Source organism: Streptomyces amakusaensis (genome assembly GCF_039532665.1).
Classification (GTDB): Bacteria; Actinomycetota; Actinomycetes; order Streptomycetales; family Streptomycetaceae; genus Streptomyces; species Streptomyces amakusaensis.
In genome coordinates this window covers 73,248-99,004 of sequence record NZ_BAAASB010000002.1, presented here as the reverse complement: position 1 = coordinate 99,004, position 25,757 = coordinate 73,248, and the positions used below count along the sequence as shown (strand labels likewise).

Here is a 25,757-nt window from a genome sequence, read left to right as displayed (position 1 = left end):
CCTGGTTCCCCCAGCTCCCCTAGTTCCCCCGGTCGTCGCCGGACTGCATCGTTCCGCCGAGGAAGAGCGATTCGGCGCACCGCGAGGGCGTCGGCGCGTTCACCGGTTTGCCCACCTTGCGGCAGTTCACGGTCATGGTGACCCGGCCGCCCTCGGGTACGAGGATGGGCGTGACGAAGTGGTAGTCGGAGTCCCGGAAGTTCTCCAGGGCGAGGCTCAGCACGGTGCCGCTCTCACCGGCGGAGACGGTGACGGTTCCGGCGTCGCCCTGGGGGTTCTGGATCACGATGTCGGTCAGCCGGAAGGTCTTGCCGTCCGGCACCTCCAGCGCGGCCGCGGTGTTCGAGCCGCCTCCCACCGAATCCCTGACCTGGACCTGAGCACTGGTGGGGGCAGGTCCGCCGGATCCCTCGCCGGATGAGCCGTCCGGCGGGGAGGGGCTGGGCGAAGGATTCGGCCCGCCGGTGGCACCGGAGTTCGCGCCGCTGCTCGCACCACTGCTCGTGCCCGTACCGCTGCCCGGACTCGCGCCGGGCTGCCCTTCGGCGCCGCTGCTCGCGCCCGGCTCACCGCTCGCGCCGGAGTTCGCCTCCCCGCCCGGCGTCGGCATCCCCTGGGCGGTCGCCGACGCGATCGCCTCGGGGGTGATCGCCTCCCTGGCCGCCGACTTCACCGCCGGCCGGAGCAGCGCGTACCAGAGTCCGATCAGCGCGACGACCAGGAGCGCCGCGATCACGGCCGCCCTCGGCAGCCAGCGCGGCAGGAGCGCCTCCTGCTGGTACGAGCCGTCCAGGACCACCGGATCGAGCGCTTCCACCCCCTCCGGCGCGGCCGGGGTGACGAGCGCCTGGAAGGGGTGGGTGACCGGGGTGCCCCACCACAGCCGTTTGACCGGGGTGATCCGCAGTCCGCCGAACTCGGCCCGGCCGGGCTCGATCCGGAGTTCGGGCTCGTCGAAGGAGACACGGGCGCGCTCGGTGCCGGAGCGCGATCCGAGCCCCGCGACGATCGGTGTGTTGCCCCGGTTGTCCACGGCGAGCCGGTGTCTGCCCCGCAGGGCCCCGTGCGAGCTGTTCGGCACCAGCTCGGCGGTGACCTCGGTGAACGGCAGGACGATCACCCGCCCTTCGGGCACCACCGGCTCGCCCTGCCCGCTGGTCGGCACGACCCTGACGCCGAACGGCGTCTCGCCCGCCGGCACGGACGGATCGCGCGGCGGGCGCAGGGTGAGTGTCGCGCTCTCGGAGCTGCCGGGGTAGAGGGAGAGCGCGGCCGGTTCCACCGTCGCCCAGGCCGCGCAGGCTCCGACCACCTCGAACCGGTATTCCTCCACGGTGTCACCGGAGTTGAGGACCCGCAGGGGAAGGCCCGTCTCCTCGCCGGGTACGGCGGTGACGAACGGCTCCTGGAGACTTGCGGTGAGACTCATACCGCGCACCGTAGGGTCGTCGCCGATCCTCGGACATGGACCGCGCAGGAACACTTTCGGGCAGATCGCCTGCCCGCGGAAGCGTTCGAGTTTCCCTCTCCGGATACCCGGGAATCTTCTGTCCGCCTCGTACCATCTGAGGCCAACGAACGCAGCCGTGATGGTTGTGCCTTCCGTGACGCGACCCGGCTGTTGCTCAGGGGGAGCTTTGCCATGGAGCGTACAAGCGTCGCATTACGTGCCCAGGACCCGATCTCGCAGGCCGGAGTGGCCAGTCAGTTACGGTCCCGCCCCGAGGTCAGCATGACCGAGTGGAGCGAGGGCGAGCCTCCGCCACCGGTCGATGTGGCCGTGGTGGTCGTGGACACGGTGGACGAGACGGTGTTGCGGATGCTCCGCAACATCCAGCGGACCAGCCCTTCGCGCACGGTGCTGGTCACGACCGACATCGATGAACAGAAGCTGGTCAGCGCGGCGGAGTGCGGTGTCGCCGGGGTGGTCCGGCGGTCCGAGGCGACGCCGGAGCACCTGGTGCAGGTGATCGGGACGGTGGCGCGCGGCGAGGGTCATCTGCCGTCCGATCTGCTGGGGCGGCTGCTCGAAGAGGTGGGCCGGCTCCAGGGCCAGGTGCTGGGGCCGCGCGGGCTCCATTTCACCGGGCTGGCCTCCCGGGAGGTCGATGTGCTGCGGCTGGTCGCCGAGGGATACGACACCGCCGACATCGCCACCAAACTGGCGTACTCCGAGCGCACGATCAAAAACGTGCTGCACTCGGTCATGACACGTCTTCAACTGCGCAATCGCTCGCATGCGGTGGCATACGCGATGCGCCAGGGCCTGATCTGAGCCGAGCCCGGCCGACCCACGCGGGCCCGGCGGCCGGATCGGCTGCCCGAAAGGGCATCGGTGGCTTCCCACGCGTGTGGCCGCGCTCCCCTGTGGGGCCCGGGGCGGTACGGCACGGTGAACTGCGGCAGGCCGGCGCCGGTCTGAGGGGGAGGGATTCCGTGCGGGTTTTTCAGCCATTCCGACGGTCACCACAATCCCGGACGGAGCGGCCCCCGGGCCCCCTTGGAGTACCCGGCACCGCCCTCCGCCACCCGGCCGTCGCCCTGCTGCTTCTGGTCTCGGCCGTCGTCGCGCCCGGCTCGGGTCCGGCCGCCGCCGGTGCGGGTGCGGTCGCCGCCGGTGCGGGTGCGGTCGCCGCCGGTGCGGGTGCGGTCGCCGTCCCCGCGGACCCGGTCACCCCGGCCGTGGTGGAGGAGGCGGTCGACCCCGGCGGCTCGATCGGGGTGGACAAGGAGGTGCGTACGCCCGCGATTCCGCCCAAGCCGGATGTGATTCTGCTGGTGGACGGCACCTTCAGCATGACAGGCAGCATTTTGAACATAAAGGAAAATCTACGAAAAATCACCGAAAAGATTCGCGAGGCCCAGGAGGATTCGCGCTTCGCCGTGGCCACCTTCGGCGACCAGGAGGCCGACCCGGTCAACGCGCAGTTCAAGGTGTTCCAGGGGCTGACACACGATCTCGCCGCCGTACGGGAAGGCGTCAACCGGCTCGACTCCAACCTGGGCCGGCCGAGCCGCGGCCCCTCCGAGGACTGGATCAACGGGCTGTGGCAGATCGCCGATGGGGCCGGCGGCGAGACCGTCTTCCGTGAGGGAGCCAGCCCGGTCGTCGTCCTGGTCGGCGACGCCTCCAGTCACAACCCCAGCAACGGCCACACCATCGGCGACACCATCTCCGACCTCCAGGCCAAGAACGTCCGGGTGATCGGTGTGGATGTGGAGACCGAGATCGGCGACGGACTCAACGGCAATGGCGACGCCGGCGACCCCGACTATGTCGAGGACCCTCCCACCACCCCCGGACAGGCCACCCGGATCATCACCGCCACCGGCGGCAGACTGCTGACGGGCATCAAGGAGGACGAGGTGGCCGAGGCCATTGTCGAGGGCTTCGACAACCTCCCCACCAGCGTCGGCCACCAGCTCGCCGACTGCGACCCCGATCTGGCCGTCTCCCTCGAACCGCCGGTCCGCAAGGTCACCAGCGGTGCGGTCGCCGCCTTCGCGGAGACCGTCGACGTCGCCGCCGACGCGCCCCAGGGCGCGACGCTGACCTGCACGGTCCAGTTCCTGCTGGGCGCCCGGGCCCCCGGCGACGAGGAGATCGGCCCGGCCGCCGTGGCCGATCCCGGCTACCAGCAGAAGATCAGCGTCAAGGTGAACGACGTCAGCGGCCCCGAGGTCGTCGTGGACGACCGTACGGTCCGGGCCGAGGACGAGAAGGGCGCGCGGGTCGAATACCGGGCGACCGCGCGGGACGACATCGACGGCACGCTGCTCCCCCGCTGCTTCCCCGCCTCGGGATCGCTGTTCCCGATCGGCACGACGACCGTCGTCTGCACGGCCGTCGACTCCCGGGGGAACGCCGGCCGGGACACCGCCGTGGTGGAGGTGCTCGAAGTGCCGGAGGTGCCGGAGGATCCCCCGGGCGAGAAGCCCCCGGGGTCCCTGAAGCCCCCGAAGCCTCCGAAGCCCTCCGAGCCGCTGGCCGACGTGGCCGTGAGCGTGGACGTCAGCCCCGACCGTACGTACACCACCCGCCCCGCCCGTACCCGCTTCACCCTCACCAACGCGGGCCCCGACACGGCGACCGGTGTCGTCCTCCGCCCGGTCTGGCCCGAACCGGCCCGCGCGAAGGACCGCACTCTGCGCGCCCTGAACCGCTGCACGGCGGCCGTCCCCTGCACCATCCCGGCGGGTGAGCGGCTCCAGGTCACCCAGACCGGGACGTACCGTACGGCGGTGAACAGCGAGGTACGGGCCACCGTGCGCGGCGTCCGGACCGACCGCCGTCCGGTCAACAACAAGGACAGCGACCGGCTGCGCGTCCTCAAGCCCTCGCTGACCGTGACCCCCGAGGTCGCCAGGCCCGGCCAGCCGGTGCTGGCCCGGGGCAAGGACTATCCGCCGGGCACGGCCGTACGTCTCACCTGGAACGTGGGCATCACCGCGAGCACGGCCGCCGTGACCGTCGGACGGGACGGGACCTTCGAGGCGCAGGTCCTGGTCTTGCGCAAGGACCGTCTCGGCCCGCGCGAACTCCGGGCCGCCGCACGGAATCTGGCCCGGCTGAAGAGACCGGTGCTGGTGGTGCAGCGGAATCTCCAGCCGCCGGACTTCGCGGGCCGCTCATGAGCGGGCGGGTGCACGGACCGGGGGTGCTCAAGTGATCCATGAGGTGGACGACGTACTGCGCACCCTGATCAGGTCCGAGGTGCTCGAAGGCGGCCAGATCTCGGTGGTCTTCGACGCCCCGACCCGGGAGTGGGCGGCGAAGGTCAACGCGCCGATGGTCAATCTCTATCTGTACGACATCCGCGAGGACATGCGGCGGCGCGAACGCGGTCTGCACAATGAGTACGACGAGCGCGGCACGGTCGTCGCGCGCCGCCGGCCGCCGCGCTTCTTCAAGCTGTCGTACCTGATCACGGCCTGGACGAAGCGGCCTGAGGACGAACACCGGCTGCTCTCCTCGTTGTTGGCCTGCCTGCTGCGGTACGAGGCGCTGCCGCCGGAGCGGCTGACCGGCTCGCTGGCCGAGATCGGACTCTCCGTACCGATGTCGATCGCGCTGCCGCCGCCGGAGGACCGCTCCTTCGCCGATGTGTGGAGCGCGCTCGGCGGCGAGCTGAAGCCCTCGCTCGACCTGGTGATCAGCGTCCCGGTGACCGCCTCGCCCGTCTACACGGCGGGTCCGCCGGTCGAGGACGAGGGGATGCGGGCACGGTTCGGGGACGCGCCGGGGAGGCCGGAGGGGCGGAAGGGGCCGCCGGTGTACGGGGGCAAGGGCGATGAGCGGGTGCGTTCCGGCGCATCGCGCGCTTCCGGCGCGGGGCTCTCGCGGCGGATCGTGGAGGCGCGCGGAACGGAGACCGCCGAGTGACGGACCCGGCCGGGAGCCTGCGCCAGCTGCTCGACCGGGCGGTGGCCGTGGAGCGGCGGGTGCGGCGGGCGGTCGAGGCACGGTCGGCGACGGATCCGGATCCGGAGGACGCCTTCCGAGGTCTGTATCTCACGGAGGAGAACATCGCCCGGCTCCTGGACGACCAGGACGCCCGCGCCTTCCCGGGCCCTGGCCCTGCGCCTGGCCCTGCCGATCCGCCGCCGGAGGCGGAGCCTTCGCGGCTCACCGACCTGGTCCGGGAGTTCGAGCTCACGCCGCTGGACACGGAGATCCTGCTGATCGCCCTCGTACCCGATCTGGACGACCGTTTCGAGGCGTTCTACGGGTATCTCAACGACGATGTGACCCGTCGGCGTCCCTCCATCGGCCTGGCCCTCGGGCTGTGCGGGCTCTCCCCCGCCGACCGGGAGGCCCGCGCCCGGCTGAGCGCTCAGGCACCGCTGCGGGCGGGTCGGCTGCTGCTGGTGGAGGATCCGGAGCGGCCGTTCCTGAGCCGTGCGCTCCGGGTGCCGGACCGGGTCGCCGCGCATCTGCTCGGCGACGACACCCCCGATCCCCGGCCGGCCGATCTGCTCGCGCCCTGGCACCCGGCACCGGGTGCCGGCGACCCCGCGCCGCTGGCCGGGGCCCTCGCCGAGGGCGTCGCGCTCGCCTACCTCCGCGAGGACCAGGGCGGCGCGGGCACCGCGCTCGCCGCCTCGGCGCTCGGCCTCGCGGGCCGCCGGGTGCTGGGGCTGGATCTGGCCCGGCTCGCGGAGGACCCCGCTCCGGCGGAGGCGGTGCGCGCGCTGGTGCGCGAGGCCCGGCTGACCGGGGCCGGTCTGGTCTGCGCCCCGATCGACGCGGTGGCCCGCGAACACCCCCGGCTGCTGCGGCTGCTGACGGCCACTCCGGTGCCCGTGATCCTGGTCGGGCGGGTGCCCTGGGACGCGTCCTGGTCGGCCGCCCCACCGCTCGCCCTGCACGCCCCGAGGGTGGAACCGGCGGCGCGCGCGGCCCTGTGGACCCGGGCGTACCAACGGCTGGCGACCGCGCCGGTCCCCGATTCCATCGACGCCGGACGGCTCCTCTCCCCCTTCCTCCTCACCCCCGAACAGATCACCGGCGCGGCCCACTCCGCCGCCCAGACGGCCCGGCTGCACGGCGGCGTCCTCACCCCCGACCAGGTCCGCCACGGCGCCCGCGCCCAGAACGCGGCCGGGCTCGACCGGCTGGCCCGCCGTATCGAACCCACCGTGACCTGGGACGACCTCGTCCTCCCCGCCGACACCCACGCCCAGCTCCGCGAACTCACCGCCCGCGCCCGCCACCGCGACCAAGTCCTCGGAGCCTGGGGCATGCGCCCCGGCGGCGGTCGCGGCCGAGGTGTCTCCGCGCTCTTCGCCGGGGACTCCGGTACGGGAAAGACCATGTCCGCCGAGGTGATCGCGGCCGATCTGGGGCTGGACCTCTACACGGTCGACCTCGCCACCGTGATCGACAAATACGTCGGCGAGACCGAGAAGAACCTCGAACGGATCTTCTCCGAGGCGGCCGGCGTCAACGGCGTCCTCCTCTTCGACGAGGCCGACGCCATCTTCGGCAAACGCTCCGACGTCAAAGACGCCCACGACCGCTACGCCAACGTCGAGAGCGCCTACCTCCTCCAGCGCATGGAGTCCTTCGACGGCCTCGCCATCCTCGCCACCAACCTCCGCGCCAACCTCGACGACGCCTTCACCCGCCGCCTCGACCTCGTCATCGACTTCCCCGTCCCCGCCCCACCCCAACGCCTCCTCCTCTGGCACCACTCCCTCGGCCCCCACCTCCCCCGCGCCCCCGACCTCGACCTCCCCTTCTGCGCCGACAACTTCGAACTCGCCGGCGGCAACATCCGCTCCATCGCGGTGACAGCCGCGTATCTGGCGGCGGAGACGGGGGAGCCGGTGTCGATGGGGACACTGATCCATGCGATCCAGCGGGAGTATCAGAAGCTGGGGAGGCTGACGCTGGCTTCGGAGTTCGGGCCGTATCTGGGGTTGCTGAGGTGAGCCGGGGGGCGGTCAGACTTTGATGATCCGTACGCGGTCGCCGCAGAACATCGCCAGATCCTCCGGGTCCGAGGTGACGACCACGGCCGCCGTGCTCCACACTTCATGCTCCGCGGTCAACTCGGCGATGTTGCCCGTATAGACGCTGTCGTCACTCACAAAGCCATTCCAATACATGAAGCATGAGAGCGCTTTTCAAATCCGACAGTTCATACGATCGAAGGCGAGGGGAATCGCCTGCGCGATTATACGAGTCTTGGCCGGCCCTCGAAATACCGATGCGCCGCCGATGGATCTCCGGCCAAGAGTTCGCGGACATCTTCAAGGGAGACGATCGGGTGTGCATATTGAGGTAAATCCGTCAGGCCGAGCCCAGGACGACAGAGTCGATAATCTTCCGAATTCTTGTAGCAGGAGATGCGCACCCCGGCAGAGTGGAGGTGGACCGTAAGCCTCCATTCCAGTTCACCCGAGGCCTTGACACGGCAGCCCGAGTCCCTCATCGCCGGAATCACATGGCGCCACGAATGCTCTGACAGTGGATTTCCAGTGACATCGATCTGGAGAAGAGTCGACATATTCAGTACCGGACTGATATCAGTCACCCAGTTCCTGGGAATGGCGAGACTCAGGAGCGACAGAGATTCAATGCCCGAGAGATCGGAGAACCCACTGTCCTCCAATGTCAGAGTGCGCAGCCCTTCAATCATCGAGAAGTGACCGACCGAGACCGGATCGGATCCGGTGATGATGAGACGCTGAAGTGATGTGAACAGCCCGAGGTCAGTGATCTCTTTGGCATTTCTGAGATTGAGACTGTCGACGGATTCGCGCTCTTCTTCAGTCACTGGAAGGCCATGACCGACCGCCCGACGAATTGCCTGATCTACCGCTGGATCGATCCTCATCCGCAACGCTCCCATCATGGCGCTTGCAGGATTTTCTTTACACTCGATTCGGCCTCTAAGAAATCTTGCTCGATTCGTGCATACGAGTCCTTCTGGAAAACGCTTAGATCCTCAACGGTAATGGGATCAATCCGCTGCTCCTCTTCAGTTATTTTTCCGCGTATGTGAATGGACTTGTAAATCGCCCTGATCGGAAGAGCGCACTGCTCCGCGCTGAAGTTAGAGACATCCCCGTCCCACATCAACTTACCGGACTGAAGAAGTCCCCTGAGTTCCGCCAGATACTCAAGTGGCGTGCCCATCGGATTTTTCTTTATGAAGTTATCAAAATATTCCCTCAACGGCTTGTGCCACTTCTGGTCCCTGCCGTTGTAGATAGGGTTACCGTCATAGTTAACAAAAGCCCCCACATGGGCATCCATGTCATGACTACGGATCTCCGTCATGTTTCTCGTTACACGCAGATCCCAGATGACATCCGTAGTGAATGAGCGAAGCTTGTCCTGAAGCTCTATCCAGGCGACAGCCGTGCCCAGCCCCTCCTTCTTTTGCCTGACGCCCGTATCAAGCATTTTGATCATCTGATTTGTCGGGATCCACTCATGGAGCCCTCCAGCCCCTCTGAACTCGTCCTTCAGCCATGCTCTGTGCGGGTTCCTGCCTGCACCCGGCTCATCCCAAAGTTCCACAAGTCTCTCCATTGCCATTTCTTTCGACTTTCCATACTCAGCCATCTCCTTGAGGAATTCCACAACCCGTCCGCCAGCCGCCTGCTTCAACTGGGGGTCGAGCTCTCTTTCCGGCACCGGAAGGGACGAGAACCTGCCGAACTGTTCGTTTGTATGGAAATCTAGACTGTTTAGCTTGCCGGCCAGTTCGCCAGCTTTAACCTCCGGCTTGGCGTTCTCCTTCAGGTTCGCCTTTGCCTTGTTTCCAATCTTCTCGTAGAAGCCATCCCTGATCGAATGCTTGGGGCTCGGACGAAGTTCGTGCAGGGCATATTTTCTGAATGAATCCGATGTCGCTCCCTCCAGGCGCCTCCTGGAGCGGTTCGATCCGTCTACAAAGAACCCCTTCAGATCCTCACGCGTGCCATCCGTTCCCAGTTCATCGATCGCATCAATTTCAAATTCACCTAGAGCATCTTTACTCTCCCACGCCCCAGTGGCTTTCAGCTGGCCTTCCCACCACCTGTTGGACACCCTCTCCGAGAGATGCTTCCCATAGGGCGGAAGGTGTACCGAGATGCCTTTCACATAGTCCTCGTCAACCTTCCTCTTTTTGGGATTATCTCGACCGGTGGAATTGCTGCCAGATTCATCCAATTGGGCCTGGCTGCGCTTTTCACTCTCCGGGTTGATCTTCCCGCGCACCCCCCACAGGGATCCCATCGGCACAGGCTCCAGCTGTCGGAGGCCGTACCTCACACGGATGGCAGCCAGAATGGGGGCCACAAAACTCCGCGCCACCGGTCGGCCGCGGTATCGGTTGAGAGATGTGACTGCGGCATCCAGAGCGCTCTCCAGTCGCTGCCTCTTTTCAGCGGAAGTGGCGCCCTCATCCCTGGGCTTTCCCTTGAGCCTCCCGCCAAGGGCTCTTCCTTTTCCGGCAAGGAAGTCGACGATTTTGTCGATGGCGCGGTTGACAGGACGGGCCGCTGCCTGGAAGACGCTTCTGACCTTGTTGGCCAGGCCGCCGATCCCGAGAAGAGCCGCCAGGAAGCCGATGAGGAGCGGGACGCTCGCGGCGAGGGCGGCTTCGATCATTTTGGGGACGCCGGCCTGGCCGCCGTTGGCGATGGCGATGACGGCGTCGAGGACGGCGTGGACGAAGTCGGCGAGTTGGGCGCCCTGGGTGACGACGAAGGTGGTGATGTCGATGATGGCTTTGACGGCGCGGACGAAGGCGGAGGCGGGGTTGAGGAGGGAGAGGATCCAGGTGATGCCGGCGATGAGGACGGTGGGGACGAGGTAGGTGGTGAGTTTGGTGAGGATGGTGGATTTGAGGTCGCCGGTTTCGGCCTGGATTTCCTTCGCCGCGCCGGACGGGCCCTCGCGGGCGAGGGATTGGGCCAGTGGGACGGAGGACTCGACCTTGGTCATGGCTTGGTCGGGGACGCCTTTGCGGGTGACGCGGGCGCGGATGGTGTCCCAGGTCAGGCCGAGGAGGGAGGCGATGATGTGGATGATGCCTCTGAGGTCGAAGCGCGGGGGGAGGTCGAGGCCGGCGCGGAAGGCGGTGCCCAGGAGCCAGGAGACGAGGCCGGTCTTGAGGTGGTCGCCGATGTTGGTGATGAAGAGCTGGAGGCCGGCTCCGACGGCGCGGACGAGGTTGCCGAGGAAGCCGATGGGATCCTTGAGGATCTTCATGACGGCGGTGGCGGCCTTGGCGAGGATGCCGAGGAGGAGGTTCTTCAGCTCGTTGATGGTCTTGATGGCGCCGACGATCGCGTCCTTGGCCTTGCCGATGAGCCCCTTGTTGGCCTCCTGGAGCTTGGTGATCTCCTCGTCGATCTTGTTCAGGGCGGCCGTGTACCGCTGGGCGAGGTCCTGGACGAGCTGCTCGGACTTCTCGTTCACGGTGGTTTCGAGGTCGTCGAACTTCCCCGCGAAGTCCTTGGCCGCCTCTTCGCCGTAGGCCTTCAGCTCGGCGGGGAGCCTGTCGACCTCCGCCTTCAGCTCGGTGCGGCCCTGAGCGATACGGGCCTTGGCCCGGCCCAGCTCCGCGCCGATGATGTCGGCGACCGAGGAGATGACGGTCCGCATCCGGGAGACGTAGAGCTTGCGGGCCTCCTGGTAGAGGCTGTTGGCCTCGTCGGGCAGACCGGCGAGCTTGTCCTTCACCCAGCGGGCCTTGCCCATCAGACCCGAATAGCGCTTGTCCTTGTACTTCTTCATGCGGCGCTTGTGGTCCGCAGTGAAAGCGTCCCGCGCGGCCTTCTCCCCCGAGGTGAAGGCCGCGTCGACCTTCTTGTCCAGCCCGGAGAGGATGGACTCGACATCCGTCTTCGTCCCGTCGAAGACCTTCTGGAGCTTCGCGGTGACCTCGGCCCGCTTCTTCTCGTCCTTGGACCTGGTCTCGCCCTTGCCCCCGTCGACCTCCTGGCCGGCCGCCGCACGGGTGGCCGTCAGACCGGCCATCGCCTGAGCGCCCGCGCCCGCAGCGCCCGCCTTCGCCGCAGAGAGCTGCCGGTCCTCGGCCGCCAGCCCCTGGGCGGGGGCCTTCGCCGAGTCCGCCTCGGAGGTTCTCTTCGCGGACAGCGCCTCGTCGAACTGAGGCTCGTTGCCCTTCGCCAGCTGCTCCTCGGTGACCTCGGCGTCCGCCATCGCCCGGTCGTTCTCCGCCGGGCCCTCGGAGAAGTCGGTGACCTCGGCGGGCTGCCTGGCCGGGACCGCGTCCGCCGCCGGGGGCGGACCGGGGTCGCCGGGGGGACGGTCGGGGGTGAGCGGGGTGACCGGTTTCTCCACCGCCGCCGAAGTGTCCGGAGGAGCTTTGGTGGTGGATTCGATGTCCTTGGCGGACGCCTCACGGCCGTCGGTGACCTTCCCGTCCACCTCGGCCCGGACCCGGTCCGCCTTCCCGGACGTGGAGAACTTGTCGGCCTCGTCGAGGTTCTTCGGGGCCTGCGCGTCGACCGCCCGGTCCACCGCCGCGATGAACGCCGCCCTGTCGAACTCCCCCGCCTTCGCCGCGTGCATCTTCTCGGCGTTCGCCGCCTTGCCCTGCGCCTCCCGGTCGTCCGGCGGCGCGACCGCCGCGTCCTGCGCCGCCCGCGCCTCACCCGCCGCCGGGGGATGCGCGGCCACACGCGACTTCTTCGCCGCGACATCGGCCCTCACCCTGCGGAAACCGACCGCCTGAGACGGAGGCGGCTTCACCGGGGCCATCAACCGCTGCGCCATCAGCCGGGACACCGCCGCGTTGCCCGCCGCACGCTGAAGCCGCTGAAGGCCGTGCCGCTCAAGAGCCGGGGACCCGTTGGGCCGGGCCGGCGCGGGGGCGGGGGTCGGCCGGTGCGGCCGGTCGCTGTCGGGGGCCTTCTCCGGCACAGCCTTCACCGCGTCACCCCCTCACCCCGCTCACCCAGCCGTGCGCCCACTCAGAGTCCGGGGCGATGAGGAGTCCGGACAGCACCACTCAGGCAGCGAGAAGGGCAGAGACAGTTGCCTGTTGGGGAAGATCACGCGGTGCGGCACCGTGAGGAGAGGCCCGGGGCACGCCCTCGGCATTTCTGCGATATATTGATCATGTGCTCGCGACCGGGACTCCCGGTGGTGGGACCGGCGTTGGTGGTCCAAGGAAAGACACCCCACTTCCCGTGGGGGGATGCAGGTGCAAGGCCTGCCCAGCGCTCGAACAAGGCCCCGGCCTCCTCACGGAGACCGGGGCCTTTCGCATGGAGGCGACTCCTAGCGCCCCGCCTTTCCCCAGGGCCTGACCCCCAGCTTCCCGGTGGTTCCGAGGTCGAGCTTCGGGGTCACGGTCACAGGGTCGGCGCCCGCCTTCGCCCGGACCTGCACATAGGGCACGTTCACGGGGGTGCCGGACTCGGTCGTGTTGCGCCACACCAGGCCGGCGGTCGCCGATTCGCCGGGGGCGAGCGTGATGTGCCGGGGCGGCTCGTCGGGCCCGGCGCCGGTGGTGATCTCGCCGCTGCCGTCGAGGATCTCGATCCCGTCGACGGGCTCGCGGTCCTCGTCCAGGAGTTCCAGCAGCGGGTAGCCCTTGACGGTGTAGGGGCGGGTGCCGCAGTTGTCGAGGCGCAGACCGACGACGCGCAGTCCCATCGCCGCGTCGCCCTGGTCGGCGCTGACGCGGATCCCCGAGGCGGGGCAGGTGCCTGCCTCGGCCGGAGCCTCACCCGCCGGGACCTTGGTCACTTCGAGCACCTTGGCCTGTGTCACCCTCGGCGTGGTGGGCGGCAGCGCTCCGGCCAGGACCGTGCCTCGCACGGTCTTCCCGGGGCCGACGTCGCGCACGGTCACGGTCTGGTTGGCCATCGCTCCGCCGTCACCGCTCATGAAGGTGAAGATGACCGTGTAGGTCAGAGCCCCGGCACCGTGGTTGGTGACCTCGTAGGCGGCCGAGATCCCCGAGTCCGAGCCGAGACGGTCGGCCGAGGGGAAGGGACCGCCGGTGGGTGAGGGGGAAGCGGGCGGGAGGGTCAGCGAGGTGACGCGTACGCCGTCCTTGCCCGGGTCGTCGACCTGAGTGGTGGAAGCCGACGGCGCGGGCGCACTCGCGCCGGAGTGCCCCGCGTCGGGGCGTTCGGTCCCGCAGGCGGTGAGCAGCAGAGCGATCGCGGCCAGGGACACGGGCAGGGGCAGGGGTGCGGTCACGGCAAGGGCCGGGCGGCGAAAGGCCAGTCTGCTCATTCGGCCATCTCATCAGGGCGTTGACCCGGCGCGCGTGATGGCGGTCACAGTCCCGAGTCACAGGGGTGTCACAAGGGGGGCCGGACCGCGGCGGGTTCAGGCCCGGCACGGTTCGAAGAGAACATCGGGGCTGCCCCATCGGGCAGCTCCCGGTGCCCGGCGGGGCGACCGAGTATCCGTTCCCGGTGATCGGTTCGATGACGACAATTGCCCGCGTTCCCCGGTGAAAGCGAGCTGATATGCCGTCGTACCTGTCCCCGGGCGTCTACGTCGAAGAGGTCGAGTCCGGGTCGCGGCCGATCGAAGGGGTGGGCACCTCGATCGCCGCCTTTGTGGGCTTCGCGCAGAAGGGACCGTTCGACGAGCCGACGCTGATCACGAACTGGAGCCAGTTTGTGAGCCGGTTCGGTGACTTCATGGAGGGTGCTTATCTCGCCGCCTCCGTCTACGGGTTCTTCGCCAATGGCGGCGGCACTTGTTATGTGGTGCGCATCGGCGATGGAACAGCGGTCGAAGCAGCAGTCGATGCAGCGGCCAATGAGGGGGGAAATGAAGAGGCGGGGGCGGAGACGCTCCTCGGGCCGTACGCCGTGACCGCCCGCCCCGGAGTCAGTGGTGAGATCACGGTCGAGGTCGCGGACGCCGAGGGCGACGATCCGCCGTCCGACGTCTTCCGGCTGATCGTGAAGCGGGACGGCCGGGTCGCGGAGACGTATCCCTCCGTCACGACGAAGCGCAGCAAGGAGAATGTCGCCACCCGGGTCAATGCGCAGTCGGCGCTGATCGAGGTGAGGGAGACGGGTCAGGGGGCGGCTCCCGCCCGGCCGGCGGCACAGTCGGTGACGCTCGCGCCCGCGGGGCCGGCGGTCGGCGGGGCGCCGGGGCTGGTGCCCGAGGTGTATGTGGGCGACCCCGACCGGAGGACCGGCTTCGGCGGGCTGGAGGCGGTCGAGGACGTCACGATGGTCGCGGTGCCGGATCTGATGAGCGCGTACCAGCGCGGGCTGCTCGATCTGGACGCGGTGGTCGCGGTGCAGCACGGGCTGATCAGCCACTGTGAGCTGATGGGCGACCGGGTCGCCATTCTGGACCCGCCGCCGGGGCTCAGCCCCCAGCAGGTCAGGGGCTGGCGTACGGACCGGGCGAACTTCGACTCCAAGTACGCGACGCTCTACTACCCGTGGATCAGTGTGGCGGTGCCGTCGTCGGCGCGGGCGTCCCTCGTACCGCCGAGCGGGCACATCGCCGGTGTCTGGGCGCGCAGCGACGCTTCGCGCGGGGTGCACAAGGCCCCGGCGAACGAGGTGGTGCGCGGGGCGGTGTCGCTTCAGACGCAGCTGACGAAGGGGGAGCACGATGTGCTCAATCCGATCGGTCTGAACTGCATCCGCTCCTTCCCGGGCCGGGGCATCCGGGTCTGGGGGGCACGGACGCTCGCCTCCGGGCAGGAGTGGCGTTATCTGAATGTGCGGCGGCTCTTCAATTATCTGGAGGAGTCGATCCTGGCCGGTACGCAGTGGGTGGTGTTCGAGCCGAACGACGACGCGCTGTGGGCCCGTATCCGGCGTACGGTGTCGGCTTTCCTGGTCAATGAGTGGCGCAAGGGGGCGCTGTTCGGGCTGACCCCGGACGAGGCGTTCTATGTCAAGTGCGACCGCGAGACCAATCCGCCGGAGAGCGTGGACGCGGGCCAGGTCATCTGTGAGATCGGGGTCGCGCCGGTGAAACCGGCGGAGTTCGTGGTTTTCCGGCTCTCGCAGCTGACCGGCGGCACGGGCGGAATCGACGAATGACCGGTCAACTCTTCAGCGTGCGTTAGGAGTCTGTTGTGCCACTGCCCGATCTCGACAGTTCCGTGGGGCATTCCTTCGGCCTTGAGTTCGACAGCGTCGTCATCAAGCAGATCACCGAGGTGAGTGGTCTGAAGATGGAACAGGACGTCATCGAGTTGAAGCAGAACACCGCGGACGGAAAATACGCCATCAAGAAGCTGCCCGGCCGGCCGAAGGCCGGAGAGGTGACGGTGACGCGCGGTCTCACCGAGGACAACAGTTTTGAACTCTGGATCAGGGACTCGCGGTTCGGCCGGATGACGGACGCCCGCCGCAATGGCGCGGTGATCGTGTACGACTACGAGGGAGTGCCGATCAAGCGGTACAAGCTCATCAACGCGTGGCCGAAGTCGCTGGAGATCGGCACGCTCAAGGCCGGGGACACCTCGGTGCTGACGGAGAAGCTCTCGATCACCTACGAGAGCATGGAACTCGACTGATGCGCCGTACGGTCCAGACCCCGGAACGGCCGCCGAACGACCGGGAGGAGTCCCGGGACACCCTGCGGACCGAGTTCGCCTTCGAGCTGCCCCGGGGCTATGTGGACGATTCGGGCACCGTGCACCGCTCGGGCGTGATGCGGCTGGCGACCGCCCGGGACGAGCTGGTGCCGCTGCGGGACGACCGGGTACGGGAGAACTCCGCCTATCTGTCGGTGGTGCTGATCGCCCGGGTGGTGACCCGGATCGGCGCGGTCGATGATGTCCACCCGGGGATCATCGAGGATCTGTTCGCCTCCGACCTGGCCTTTCTCCAGGATTTCTATCGGCGGATCAATGCCGAGGGGCACACTCGCGCCGCTGTCACCTGTCCCTCCTGCCAGGAGGAGTTCGCGGTGGATCTCGCCGGTGGACGCCTGGGGGAATCGTGACGTACGCGGCCGACCTGCTCTACGAGGAGGTCGCGTACCTCGCCCATCACTTCCACTGGCCGCTGGCTGAGCTGCTGGACCTGGAACACCCGGAGCGGCTGCGGTTCGTCGCCGAGGCCGCTCGCCTCAACGGGCAGTAAGGACGGGGGAAACCATGGGTCTGATGTCCTGGCTGCGCGGCGCGGGGTGTACGGAGCGGGAGACTCCGGGGGTACGGGGGGAGGCGGCCGGGCCCGTGGCGGTACGGCGGCCACGGCTGGATCTCGGCGCGCTGCCGCCGCTCCAGCGAAGCCTGGGCGGCCAGGAGCTGATCAGCGATCCCGCCGCCTTCCGCGGTTCGCTCACCACCCGGCGCGACACCGCGCTCACCACCCCGCTGGGGCATCTGGTCAGCGCTGACGCCCCGACCGGGATCGTGCACGGGATCACCGCGCCCGTGCGGGAGGTGCGACCGGCGCAACCGGCGCAACCGGTGCGGTCGGTTCAGCTCGTAGGCGCTCCGGTGCAGCGGTCCCTGGGACCCGCTGTGTCCGTGCGCCCGGGGAACGGGGGCGACTCGCCGCCCCCGGTGTCGCCGCTCCTCGTGTCGCCGTCCCTGGTGTCGGCGGGCGGGAGTACGGCTGTCGCCGCGTCGGAGTCGCCGGTGCGGCGGCTCGTGGGCGAGCGGCCCGTACTGCCTCCGGACGCCCCGCAGGTCCAGACCGAGATCCAGCCCCGGCCCCGGGCCCAGCCCCAGGTGCGGGCCGAGGCGCAGAGGGCGGCGGAGCCCTCTCGTACCCCGCCCGCCGGGCGGGCACCCGGGCTCGGGGCTCCGCTGCCCGCGCTGCCGCCCACCGCGCAGCGGCGGACGGCAGCCACCTCGGCCCCGGGGGAACGGCCTCCGGTGGCACGGACGGAAGCAGAACCGGAAGCAGAACCGGAAGCAGTGCAGGCGGCGGCGGCGGAAACCGAGCCGGAGACGGCAGCCCCCACCGCGCCCCTGCTGGGGGACGACCCGCTGCTCCCCGCACCGCAGGTGCCCGTGCCGGTACCGGAGCCGGAGCCCGGACCGCCGGTCCGGCTCCAGGCCTCGCGGTCACCGGTTCCGGCACAGGCGAGAGCGGTGCCGCTGCTCGGGGACCGCCCCCTGCCGCTGCAACTGACCGAAACCGGAAGAGCGACGGCGGTGCCGCGCACACCCGGTCCCCAGGTGCCCGCACCGGCGGCCCCCGTGCCCGTCCGATGGGCCCCGGCCGGACCGGGCGCGGCAGGGACCTTCGTACAGCGGACGGCCGTACCCCTGAGTGGCACAGCCCCGGCCCCGCCCCCACCCCCGGCCCCCGTACAGCGGCGGCGGTCGCCGGCCGCCGCCGGGCCGCCGGTGCCGCGTTCGGTCGCGGCGCCCTCGTACGCCGTACCCCCGCTCTCCGCAGGGGAGGTCGCGGTGGCCGCCGGGGTGGCGCAGCGGATGGCGGACGGGAGTGTGGTGTTCGGGGCTCCGCCGGAGCCCGCCGTACGGCCGCCCGTGCTCGTCCAGCGTGGGACGGAGACCGCCGGGCCCCCGCCGCCCGACCCGCCCCCGGCCCCCGATCCGGAACCAGAACCAGAACCGGAGCCAGGACCAGGGCCAGGGCCAGGGCCCGAACCGGAGCAGGGCGCGGGTGCGGGGCCGGGGGCTTCGAAGGCGGCTTCGCCTCAGGTCACGGATGAGCTGGTGCGTGCCCTGTACGCGCCGCTCAGCCGGCTGTTCAAGGCGGAGCTGCGGCTGGAGCGCGAGCGCGCCGGCTTTCTCATCAACACCAGGCACTGATCGATCCCCGAGACCGAAAGGCAGGTGTCATGGCCGGCGTCCAGGACGACGACCCCGCCGTCAGCGTCAGTTTCGTCGTCACCGTCGACGACATCGAGCTGGGTTCCTTCAACACCTGTGAGGGGCTCGGCTGCGAGGTCGTGCTCGAAACGCGGGAGGAGGGCGGGAACAACGGGCATCTGTGGCAGCTGCCGACCCGGCTGAAGTACTCGCATGTGAAGCTCTCCCGGCCGCTGACGCGCGAGACGGAGAAGGTGGCCCGCTGGTTCGCCACCATGACCACCGGTTTCAGCCGTAAGACGGCCCATATCGAGGCGCGCACCGGGGACGGCCGGAAGGTCGCCCAGTGGGGGCTGCTGGAGGTCGTGCCGGTCCGCTGGACCGGTCCTTCCTTCAGCCCGGAGTCGCCGAAGGTGGCGATGGAGACGATCGAGATCGCCCATCACGGCTATGTGATGGAGGGCTGAGCGCGATGAGCGGCGCGGGACCCATCGCCTTCAGCGCCGCCGGTACGCCGGGGGTCGCGGCGGCCGGCAGGGGCGGCGCGGGGCGGCCCAAGCTGGAGCACGCCTATCTGGAGCTGCGGACTCCGCCGACCGGCGGCGGGCTCACCCCCGGCGGCCCCTGTGGACGGATCGACTTCCAGTTCAACCCGAAGGAGCTGAGTCTGACCAAGGCGGCTTCGTGGAAGCGGACTCCGGCCAAGGGGGCGAAGAGTTCGGGGCCGCCGGAGTACCAGGGCTCGCAGCCCAGCAAGCTCACGGTCGAGATGTTCTTCGACGCGAGCGACACCCAGGACACCCGGGTGGTGACCTCGGTGGAGCAGCTGTTCGCGTGCTGTGTGCCGACCAGCGAGACCCGGCAGCGGCAGCGCGCCTCGCCGCCGTGGGTGGTGTTCCACTGGGGCGGGCTGACCGGCTTCCCCGGCTATGTGAGCCAGGTGCAGGCGAAGTACACGCTGTTCACCACCTCGGGGGTGCCGATCCGGGCGATCTGCCAGGTCACCATGGAGGAGATCAGCGGGGAGACGCCGGGGCAGAATCCGACCTCGGGCGCGCTGGCGGCCCGGCGGGTGCACCGGGTGGACGCGGGCGACTCGCTCCAGTCGCTCGCGCAGCGCGAGTACGGGGACCCGGCGGCCTGGCGGGTGATCGCCGAGGCGAACGGGATCGACGATCCGATGCGGCTGGCCCCCGGCCGGCAGCTGCTGCTGCCCGCGCTGGACGAGCTGGGCAGACTGGGCGGGGCGGGCGGACCGAACGGGCCGGCCGGACCCGTCGGCCGGGGGGTGTGAGGGATGGCCGGGCAGGGCGTCGCGTCGGCGCTGGTGGTGGAGTTCGGCGGCACACCGCTCCCCGCCGAGCTGGCGAACACCCTGGTCGAGGGGTATGTGGACGACAGCCGTACGCTCCCCGACCTCTTCGTGCTGCGCTTCCGCGACCCCGGCCGGGTGCTGCTGGCGCGGACCGGTCTCGCGATCGGCGGCGAGGCGCGGCTGCTGGCCCGCGCGGGCGGCGACAGTGCGCCGAACCCGCTGCTGACGGGGGTGGTGACCGCGCTGGAGGTGGAGCTGGACGAGACGGGCACCTTCACCGTCGTGCGGGGCATGGACGAGTCGCACCGGCTCTTCCGGGGCCGCCGGGTGGCCAGCTACCAGAACATGACGCTCGCCGACGTCTGCGCCCAGGTCGCCCGGCGCGCCGGGCTGAAGCCGGGGCCGGTGGACGTGGCCGGGCCGGTGCTCGAACACCTCGTACAGCCGAATGTCACCGACTGGGAGTTCGTGCGCGGACTCGCGGAGGAGGCCGGGGCCCAGGCGTATGTGCGCGACGGGAGCCTGCACATCACCCGGCCCACCGGGGCGGGCGGCGCGCCCGGCGGATCGGCGCGGGCCGAGCGCGATCCGCTGGTGCTGGAGATGGGGGCCAATCTGCTGCGCTGCCGGGCGGGGGTGTCCTCCGCCGAGCAGGTCTCCGAGGTCGAGGTGCGCGGCTGGGACGTGCGGACGAAGGAGCCGCTGGTGGGGCGGGCCCCGGCGGGCAGGTCCGCCACCCTGGAGCTGGGGGTGACGGCGGCCGAGGTGTCCGCGCCCTTCGGCGAGGCGCGGTTCGTGGTGACGGACGCGGCGTACGGGACACAGGAGCAGGTGGATCTGGCGGCCAGGGCGCTCGCCGAGCGGATCGCCGGGTCGTTCGCGGAGCTGGAGGCGGTGATCCGGGGGAACCCGGAGGTCAGGGCGGGCAGTGCGGTGGCGCTCAACGCGGTGGGCGCGCCCTTCGAGGGGCGGTACACGGTCACGTCGACGCGCCATGTCTTCGACCCGGTACGCGGTTACGAGACCTGGATCACCGTCTCGGGTCAGCAGGAGCGCTCGCTGTTCGGGCTGACCGGCGGCGGCGCGCCGGGCGGCGGCTCGCGCCCGCAGGGGCTGGTGAACGGGACGGTGACGGACACCCAGGACCCGGAGGGGTCGGGGCGGGTGAAGGTGCGGTTCCCGTGGCTGTCCGACGAGTACGCGAGCGACTGGGCGCGCACCGCGCAGTCCGGCGGGACCGGCGGCGGGGAGGCGTTCATTCCGGAGGTCGGCGACGAGGTGCTGGTCGGCTTCGAGCACGGGCGGCTGGACCGGCCGTACGTCCTCGCCGGGCTCTACAACGGGAAGGACCGGCCGGGCGGAGGGTCCCCCACCGCGGGGAAACCGGGCGGCGATCTGGTCGACCCCACCACCGGCGCGGTCAACCGCCGCGCCTTCGCCTCCAAGAGCGGGAACCAGCTGGAGATCCTGGACCACGCCGACGGCCCGCAGGGCGTCCGGCTGCTCACCGGCGACGGCAGGCTGACCATCGATCTCGACCGCCGGGGCACCGTGATCGTCATCAACAGCGACGGCGGTGTGACCATCGAGGCCAAGGAGAAGGTCTCCATCAAGGCGGCCCGGGGCGTCGCCCTGGACGCGGGCGAGGGGCCGCTCGAACTCGCCGGGCAGAGCCTCGCGCTGACCTCCCGCACCGGGGTGGTGGTCGACGGCGGCAGCGGCCGGGTACGGCTCGCGACCGGCGGCACGGTCGAGGTGCAGGGCGCGCGGGTGGCGGTCAACGGCACCCAGAGGACCGACATCAAGGCAGGCGGCTCGCTCTCCGTCAACGCCCCCATGGTGCGCATCAACTGAGACAGCTGAGATCGACCGAGACCGAACCCCAGGAGGAGGAACGTCATGTCGGCAGCAGCCGCCCGCGTCGGCGACCCCACCGGACACCCCGGCACGATCGGGCCGCCCGGTGTCCCGTCCGTACTGATCGGAGGACGGCCCGCCGCCACCGTCGGCGGCGCGCACCAGTGCGCGGCCCCGGGCCATCCGCCGTCCGCGCTCGCCCCGCCCGGCAGCTCCACCGTGCTGATCGGCGGGCGGCCCGCCGCCCGTGCCGGTGATCTCGCGGGCTGCGGCTCCCCGGTGGTCTCCGGCTGCCCGACCGTGCTGATCGGGGGCTGAGCGGCGATGGGACAGCAGTTCATCGGCGCGGGCTGGGCCTTTCCGCCGCGTGTGGACGCCACCGGCTCGATCGCGCTGGTACGCGGGGAACACGAGCTGGAGGAGTCGATCCGGCTGATCCTGGCGACCTCGCCGGGCGAGCGCCCGATGCGGCCGGAGTTCGGCTGCGCGATCAACGACTATGTGTTCGCGCCCGCCGACGCGGGGACGGCCGGGCAGCTCGCGTACGAGGTGCGCCTCGCGCTGGAGCGCTGGGAGCCGAGGATCGAGGTGACCGAGGTGGCCGTCCGCTTCGACGCGGCGGACCAGGGGGTGCTGTACATCGACATCGGCTATACGGTCCGGGGGGCCAACGACCCCCGGAATCTCGTCTTCCCGTTCTATGTGATCCCGCAGCACGAACAACCGCAGTCGTACGGCGAGTACGGCGGCCACGGCGAGGGGGCGGGCGCGTGAATCTGCCCAGCCCGCATCTGGACGACCGGCGGTTCCAGGATCTGGTGGACGAGGCCAAGCGCCTGGTGCAGCAGCGCTGCCCGGAGTGGACCGACCACAATGTGTCGGACCCCGGGGTGACCCTGATCGAGGCCTTCGCGACCATGGTGGACCAGTTGGTCTACCGGGTGAACCGGGTCCCGGAGAAGAGCTATCTGACCTTCCTCGACCTGATCGGGGTCCGGCTCCACCCGCCCACCGCCGCGCGGACGCGGGTGACCTTCCGGCTCTCCGCGCCCCAGCCGGAGCCGGTGCGGGTGCGGGCGGGCACGGAGGTCGCCACCGTCCGTACCGCGACCGAGGAGGCGGTGGTCTTCACCACCGTCGGCGAACTGTCCGTGGTGCCCTGCGCCTACGCCCATCTCGCCACCCGGCCGGTGTCGGGGGAGGCCGTGGACCGTACGGAGGAGCTGGCGCTCGGCCACGACGTACCGTGCTTCGGCACCGGCACCGGCACCGGCACCGGGAGCGGCCCGGCCCCCGGGGACGCGCTCTACGTCGGTCTGTCGGCGGCCGTGCCGTCCGGGGTCGTCGCCCTGCGGCTGGACTGCACGGTGGAGGGCGTGGGCGTTGACCCGCTGCGACCGCCGCTGGTGTGGGAGGCCTGGGACGGCGAGGCCTGGCGGGTCTGCGAGGTCGAGAAGGACGACACGGGCGGCTTCAACAAGTCCGGGGAGCTGATCCTGCATCTGCCCCGGGCCCACGCCCCGACGGCCGTCGCCCGGCGCACCGGCGGCTGGCTGCGCTGCCGGCTGACCGAGGCCGAGCCGGGGCAGCCGACGTATGTGGCATCGCCGGTGGTGCGCGGGGTGACCGCGTTCACGATCGGCGCGACCGTCGGCGCGGAACACGCGGAGACCGTCACGGACGAGGTGCTCGGGGCGGCGGAGGGGGTGCCGGGCCAGGTGTTCGCCGTCGCCCGCCCGCCGGTGGTCCCCGGGGAGTTCGTCGTCGAGATCTCCGAACCGGCGGCCGGAGCGGAAACCGGTTCCGGCAGCGGTGCGGACGGTACACGGGAGTGGACCCGGGTCGACGACTTCGCCCACTCCGGCCCCGAGGACCGGCACATCACCCTGGACCCCAACTCGGGCCGGGTCGAGTTCGGCCCCGCCGTGCGCGAACGGGACGGCGGGATCCGCCACTACGGCGCGGTGCCGCCGAAGGGCGCCACCGTACGCGTGCGGTCCTACCGCACCGGCGGCGGGCTGCGCGGCAATGTCGCCCGCTCCACCCTGCGGGTGCTGCGCGGCGCGATCCCCTATGTGGCCCGGGTGGAGAACCGCGTACCGGCGCTCGGCGGCGTCGACGGCGAGAGCGTGGAGAGCGCGCGGGTGCGCGGGCCGATGACGCTGCGCACCCTGCACCGGGCCGTCGTGCCGCACGACTACGAACTCCTCGCCCGGGAGGTCGCGCCGGACGCGGCCCGGGTGCGCTGCGTGCCCGCCGGGGAGGAGCCGGGGGCCGAGGCCGGGGTGGTACGGCTGCTGGTGGTGCCGGCGGGCAGCGGGGACGAGCGGGGCCGGATCGCGTTCGACGAACTGATCCCGCCGGAGTCCACCCTCGCGCGGATCGCCCGCCATCTCGACGAGCGCCGGCCGATCGGGGCCCGGCTGGTGGTCGAACCGCCCTTCTACCAGGGCGTCACCGTCGTCGCCACGGTGCTGGCCCGCCGGGGCGCGGTCCCGGAGCGGGTGCGGGAGACGGCCCTGGCGGCGCTGTACGGCTACTTCAACCCGCTGACCGGCGGCCCGGCCGGGCAGGGCTGGCCGTTCGGCAGACCGGTCCAGTCGGGCGAGGCGTTCGCCGTGCTCCAGCAGGTGCCGGGGGTCGATCTGGTCGAGGACGTACGCCTCTTCCCCGCCGACCCGGTGACCGGCCGGCGCACCGAGGCCGCCACCAGGATCACGCTCGACCGGCACGCGCTGGTCTTCAGCCATGCCCACCAGCTCCGGGTACGGGAGGGCTGAGGCCGTGCGAAGGGCCGTGCCCGGACTGCCGAGCCCGCACCCGCTGATCGACCGGCTCCCCGCCGTCTATCTGGAGCAGGACTTCCTCCGGCGCTTTCTGGGGGCGCTCGACGAGGTGCTCGCGCCGGTCCTGCTCGCCATCGACAACCTCCCCGCCCATCTCGACCCGCGCAGCGCGCCCGAGGACTTCCTCGACTGGCTGGCCCGCTGGGTGGCGGTCGAACCGCGCGCCGAAGGACCGCCGGAGCAGCGCCGGGCGGCGGTGCGCGGCGCGGTCTCCCGGCACAGCGCGCGCGGGACGGCGCGCGGGCTCGCGGAGGCGGTGCGGCTGGAGACCGGCGTCGAGCCGGAGATCGTCGAGAGCGGGGGTACGGCGTGGTCCACGCGGGCCGGGACCGCCGCGCCGGGGGCGGCCCGCCCCTGGGTGACGGTCCGGCTCCGGCTCGGGGCGACCCCGGTCGAGCGGGTGCGGCTGGAGGAGTTGCTGCGTACGGAGGTGCCCGCGCATGTCGGCTTCGATCTGGAGCTGCTGCCGGACGGCAACGGGGACGGAGACGGGAACGGGGGCGCGGAGTGATCTGTGAGGCGTGCGGGCAGCGGAACGCGCCGGGGACGGCGTTCTGCACTTCGTGCGAGGCCTTCCTCGACTGGGAGCCCGCGCGGGGTACGGGCGCGGGCGCGGCCACACGTACAGAACCGGAACACGAACCGGAGCCGGAACCGAATACCCCGGGCGATGACCCGGTAGCGCCGAGGCGGCCCGGGGACGAGGAGGGGCCCCTGCCGCCGGTGGCCGGCGCGGGGGCGGACGCTCCCGCCCCCGCCCCCGCGCCGCCGGGGAGGAGTGTCCGCTGCCCGGCCTGCCGGGCCGAGAACCCCCCGGGCCGTACGCTCTGCGTCCGCTGCGCGCTGCTGCTCGACCCAGGACCCGGGCCCGGGCCGGCGGTACGCCTCCCCCGGTGGCGGCGGGTGCTGCGCCGTAGGCCCCGGGCGGCTCCGGTCGCCGGGACCAGACCGCGCCGGAGGCTGTGGCGGCGGCCGGGGCTCGGGCTGCCGCTGGCGCTGGCCGTGGTGGCGGCGGCGGTGTGGTTCGGGCTGCCGCACCTCCCGTGGGCGATCGGGTTCGCGAAGGAGGAGACCGGGGCCCAGGAGCCGCTGCCGCCCGCCGTGTTCCGGGCCTCCAGCAGCGCGCCGGGGCATCCGGCGAGCGCCGCCTTCGACGGCTTCAGCAACCGCTACTGGGCCCCGGGGAGGGCCGGGCAGGACGTCGGCGAGTTCGTGGAGTGCGACTTCGAGCAGCCGGTGAAGGTCAGAAAGATCATCGTCTTCTCCGGCACGTCGGCGCGGCGGGACGAGTTCCTCACCCGGGCCCGCCCGGCCAGGATCACCGTGACGCTCGTCGCCGAGTCCGGTGGGCGGACGACGAAGCGGATCCGGCTCAAGGACCAGCCGGGCGAGCAGACCTTCGAGGTGCGGGGGGACCGGGTGGTCGGGGTCCGGCTGACGACGGACGCGGCCTACGGGACCGGGGCCGGCGGACGGCCGGCGATCGCGGAGGTCGAGTTCTTCGGCAGCCGGCACCACTGACCACCGGCG

At 70.7% G+C, this 25,757-nt stretch carries 22 protein-coding genes; 17 read left to right on the top strand and 5 right to left on the bottom strand.

Translation table 11 applies throughout. The features are described 5' to 3' along the window. Positions 1-19 precede the first annotated feature (19 nt). Positions 20-1,429, bottom strand: coding sequence for a COG1470 family protein (locus tag ABD371_RS03000; protein ID WP_344472361.1), 1,410 nt, complete (start codon positions 1,427-1,429; stop codon positions 20-22). Positions 1,430-1,642: 213 nt separating this feature from the next. Here ABD371_RS03000 and ABD371_RS02995 point away from each other — a divergent pair, with 213 nt between their 5' ends. The 4 genes from ABD371_RS02995 to ABD371_RS02980 all read left to right on the top strand — a co-directional run bounded on the left by ABD371_RS02995 (position 1,643) and on the right by ABD371_RS02980 (position 7,434). Next, a complete protein-coding gene (locus tag ABD371_RS02995; RefSeq protein ID WP_344472359.1) occupies positions 1,643-2,275 on the top strand; it encodes a helix-turn-helix transcriptional regulator in 633 nt (210 codons plus the stop codon). Between the two features lie 161 nt (positions 2,276-2,436). After that, the gene (locus ABD371_RS02990) at positions 2,437-4,635 is read left to right on the top strand and encodes a VWA domain-containing protein (protein WP_344472357.1); all 2,199 of its coding nucleotides are present in this window, start codon (positions 2,437-2,439) and stop codon (positions 4,633-4,635) included. 31 nt (positions 4,636-4,666) lie between these two features. Further along, positions 4,667-5,383 (top strand): Pvc16 family protein, encoded by a 717-nt coding sequence (locus ABD371_RS02985; protein ID WP_344472355.1) that lies wholly within the window; start codon positions 4,667-4,669, stop codon positions 5,381-5,383. After that, on the top strand, positions 5,380-7,434 hold the full coding sequence (locus ABD371_RS02980; protein ID WP_344472353.1) for an ATP-binding protein: 2,055 nt from the start codon (positions 5,380-5,382) through the stop codon (positions 7,432-7,434). The genes ABD371_RS02985 and ABD371_RS02980 overlap by 4 nt, the downstream gene beginning before the upstream one ends. A gap of 12 nt (positions 7,435-7,446) precedes the next feature. Here the strand turns inward: ABD371_RS02980 and ABD371_RS02975 are convergent, their stop codons facing one another. The 4 genes from ABD371_RS02975 to ABD371_RS02960 all read right to left on the bottom strand — a co-directional run bounded on the left by ABD371_RS02975 (position 7,447) and on the right by ABD371_RS02960 (position 13,717). After that, complete coding sequence (locus ABD371_RS02975) at positions 7,447-7,593, bottom strand: hypothetical protein (RefSeq protein WP_344472351.1); 147 nt, start codon at positions 7,591-7,593, stop codon at positions 7,447-7,449. A gap of 86 nt (positions 7,594-7,679) precedes the next feature. Further along, a complete protein-coding gene (locus ABD371_RS02970) occupies positions 7,680-8,342 on the bottom strand; it encodes a leucine-rich repeat domain-containing protein (RefSeq protein ID WP_344472348.1) in 663 nt (220 codons plus the stop codon). Positions 8,343-8,356: 14 nt separating this feature from the next. Further along, positions 8,357-12,148 (bottom strand): phage tail protein, encoded by a 3,792-nt coding sequence (locus ABD371_RS02965; protein ID WP_344472346.1) that lies wholly within the window; start codon positions 12,146-12,148, stop codon positions 8,357-8,359. A 603-nt stretch (positions 12,149-12,751) separates the two neighbouring features. Next, on the bottom strand, positions 12,752-13,717 hold the full coding sequence (locus ABD371_RS02960; protein WP_344472344.1) for a DUF4232 domain-containing protein: 966 nt from the start codon (positions 13,715-13,717) through the stop codon (positions 12,752-12,754). A 239-nt stretch (positions 13,718-13,956) separates the two neighbouring features. Between ABD371_RS02960 and ABD371_RS02955 the strand changes: the two genes are divergently transcribed. From ABD371_RS02955 to ABD371_RS02895, 13 genes are all read left to right on the top strand, one after another. Further along, complete coding sequence (locus ABD371_RS02955) at positions 13,957-15,510, top strand: phage tail sheath family protein (protein ID WP_344472342.1); 1,554 nt, start codon at positions 13,957-13,959, stop codon at positions 15,508-15,510. A 35-nt stretch (positions 15,511-15,545) separates the two neighbouring features. Beyond that, positions 15,546-15,989, top strand: a complete 444-nt coding sequence (locus tag ABD371_RS02950) for a phage tail protein (protein ID WP_190123253.1) — start codon at positions 15,546-15,548, stop codon at positions 15,987-15,989. Further along, a complete protein-coding gene (locus ABD371_RS02945; protein ID WP_344472339.1) occupies positions 15,989-16,420 on the top strand; it encodes a hypothetical protein in 432 nt (143 codons plus the stop codon). Before ABD371_RS02950 ends, ABD371_RS02945 begins: the two co-directional genes overlap by 1 nt. After that, positions 16,417-16,560: a DUF6760 family protein gene (locus tag ABD371_RS02940; protein WP_344472337.1), complete on the top strand. Its 144-nt coding sequence runs from the start codon at positions 16,417-16,419 to the stop codon at positions 16,558-16,560. Before ABD371_RS02945 ends, ABD371_RS02940 begins: the two co-directional genes overlap by 4 nt. A 14-nt stretch (positions 16,561-16,574) precedes the next feature. Next, positions 16,575-18,209, top strand: coding sequence for a hypothetical protein (locus ABD371_RS02935; RefSeq protein WP_344472335.1), 1,635 nt, complete (start codon positions 16,575-16,577; stop codon positions 18,207-18,209). A 29-nt stretch (positions 18,210-18,238) separates the two neighbouring features. Then, entirely contained in the window at positions 18,239-18,676 is a 438-nt protein-coding gene (locus ABD371_RS02930; RefSeq protein ID WP_344472333.1) for a phage tail protein, read from the top strand. Between the two features lie 5 nt (positions 18,677-18,681). Continuing rightward, positions 18,682-19,503 carry a CIS tube protein gene (locus ABD371_RS02925; protein ID WP_344472331.1) on the top strand — a complete coding sequence of 274 codons (822 nt, stop codon included), beginning with the start codon at positions 18,682-18,684 and terminating at the stop codon, positions 19,501-19,503. A gap of 3 nt (positions 19,504-19,506) precedes the next feature. Further along, positions 19,507-21,378 (top strand): VgrG-related protein, encoded by a 1,872-nt coding sequence (locus tag ABD371_RS02920; RefSeq protein ID WP_344472330.1) that lies wholly within the window; start codon positions 19,507-19,509, stop codon positions 21,376-21,378. 45 nt (positions 21,379-21,423) lie between these two features. Further along, positions 21,424-21,699: a PAAR domain-containing protein gene (locus ABD371_RS02915; RefSeq protein WP_344472328.1), complete on the top strand. Its 276-nt coding sequence runs from the start codon at positions 21,424-21,426 to the stop codon at positions 21,697-21,699. 6 nt (positions 21,700-21,705) lie between these two features. Then, entirely contained in the window at positions 21,706-22,155 is a 450-nt protein-coding gene (locus tag ABD371_RS02910) for a GPW/gp25 family protein (RefSeq protein WP_344472326.1), read from the top strand. Next, positions 22,152-24,161, top strand: a complete 2,010-nt coding sequence (locus ABD371_RS02905; protein ID WP_344472324.1) for a putative baseplate assembly protein — start codon at positions 22,152-22,154, stop codon at positions 24,159-24,161. Before ABD371_RS02910 ends, ABD371_RS02905 begins: the two co-directional genes overlap by 4 nt. A gap of 4 nt (positions 24,162-24,165) precedes the next feature. After that, positions 24,166-24,738 carry a phage tail protein gene (locus ABD371_RS02900; protein ID WP_344472322.1) on the top strand — a complete coding sequence of 191 codons (573 nt, stop codon included), beginning with the start codon at positions 24,166-24,168 and terminating at the stop codon, positions 24,736-24,738. Positions 24,739-24,950: 212 nt separating this feature from the next. Continuing rightward, the gene (locus tag ABD371_RS02895; RefSeq protein WP_344472321.1) at positions 24,951-25,748 is read left to right on the top strand and encodes a discoidin domain-containing protein; all 798 of its coding nucleotides are present in this window, start codon (positions 24,951-24,953) and stop codon (positions 25,746-25,748) included. Positions 25,749-25,757: the final 9 nt, after the last annotated feature.